This window comes from Streptomyces sp. NPDC126497 (genome assembly GCF_040302425.1).
Lineage (GTDB): Bacteria > Actinomycetota > Actinomycetes > Streptomycetales > Streptomycetaceae > Streptomyces.
On sequence record NZ_JBEORT010000231.1, the window covers coordinates 1 to 1,228 of the forward strand.

Consider the following 1,228-nt stretch of genomic DNA (forward strand, 5'->3'; position numbering starts at 1 on the left):
TGGACAGGTGTCCAGCTATCTTGGACACCTGTCCAAGAAGGGGAGGGCTCACTGCTCATGGAAATCGTGGCGAACGTGCTGGTCGGCCTGGTGGCCGTGTTGCACATGTACATCCTGGTGCTGGAGATGTTCCTGTGGCAGCGGAAGCCGGGGCGGGGGCTGCACGGATTCGACCCGGAGACGGCCCGGGCGACCGCTCCGCTGGCCGCCAACCAGGGCCTCTACAACGGCTTCCTCGCGGCCGGACTGGTGTGGGGACTTCTCGCCGCCGACCCGACCGGCTTCCGGGTCCAGGTGTTCTTCCTGTCCTGTGTGGTGGTGGCGGGCGTGTTCGGCGCCACCACGGCCAACCGCCGCATCCTGTTCGCCCAGGCGCTGCCCGGCGCGCTCGCGCTGGCCGCCGTCCTCGCCGCACGATGAGCCGGGCGCCGCACGAGGACCCGAGGGCGGCGCGCACCCGCGCCAGGCTGCGCGCCGCCCTGCTCGCCGAGTGCGCCGAGCGACCGCCGGCGGAGGTCGCCGTGGCCGCGCTGGTGCGCCGGGCCGGGGTGGGCCGGGCCACGTTCTATGTGCACTACGACGGCATCGAGGCGCTGGCGGTCGACGCGTGCGCGGACGTCGTACGGCAGGCGGTGGACGCGCTGCACGCCTGGCGGGGTCGGCCCGATCCGGTCCACGCCCCGCCCGCGCTGCGGGAGTTCTTCACCGGTCTGGCCCCGCACGCGGCCCTGTACCGGTCGCTGCTCGCGCCGGGCGGCGGCGGGCCGCTCGGCCGGGTGCTGCACCGGGACCTGCGGGCCCGCAGCCTCGAGGAGCGCGAACTGGCCGGCGCGGCTGACGCCCCGCTGGTCGCGTCGGCGGTGGCGGCGACCTTCGCGGGTGTCCTCGCGGACTGGCTGCACGGGCTGCTGCGGGCCGCGCCGGAGGAAGTCGCGGACCAGGTCTGGCAGTTGCTGGTCGCGCTGCACCGGAGCCGGTGACCGGTCACGTGCAGGCGACCTCCCGCACCGCCCGGGGCCAGGCCCCCACTCCTGAGGACGTGCGGACGTGGGCGGCATCCCGGTCCTCCGTCAGCCACAGGTGCCGGTCACGGTAGTGGTACCCGGTGCCGCGGGCGCCCGCGGGCATGCGGACCTGCTTGCGGTACGGCGCGCCGAGCAACCCGTCACGGGCGAGCACGCCCTCGGGATCACGGACGTCCGTGCGGCCGCCCAGGGTGAGGAAGCGG

At 74.9% G+C, this 1,228-nt stretch carries 2 protein-coding genes and 1 pseudogene; 2 read left to right on the forward strand and 1 reads right to left on the reverse strand.

Annotated elements, in window-relative coordinates; all coding sequences use genetic code 11:
* The first annotated feature begins 57 nt into the window (after positions 1 to 57).
* Together ABTY20_RS35275 and ABTY20_RS35280 are read left to right on the forward strand one after the other, a co-directional pair.
* On the forward strand, positions 58 to 420 hold the full coding sequence (locus ABTY20_RS35275) for a DUF1304 domain-containing protein (protein ID WP_055496002.1): 363 nt from the start codon (positions 58 to 60) through the stop codon (positions 418 to 420).
* Positions 417 to 980, forward strand: a complete 564-nt coding sequence (locus ABTY20_RS35280) for a TetR/AcrR family transcriptional regulator (protein ID WP_191873986.1) — start codon at positions 417 to 419, stop codon at positions 978 to 980. The genes ABTY20_RS35275 and ABTY20_RS35280 overlap by 4 nt, the downstream gene beginning before the upstream one ends.
* A 4-nt stretch (positions 981 to 984) precedes the next feature.
* Here the strand turns inward: ABTY20_RS35280 and ABTY20_RS35285 are convergent.
* Positions 985 to 1,228: pseudogene (locus tag ABTY20_RS35285) on the reverse strand (hypothetical protein); the annotation flags it as partial.

Excerpts from the sequence above, each read along its gene's own strand:
- ABTY20_RS35280 (WP_191873986.1), top strand. The coding sequence starts at position 417 with ATGAGCCGGGCGCCGCACGAGGACCCGAGGGCGGCGCGCACCCGCGCC.
- ABTY20_RS35275 (WP_055496002.1), top strand. The coding sequence starts at position 58 with ATGGAAATCGTGGCGAACGTGCTGGTCGGCCTGGTGGCCGTGTTGCAC.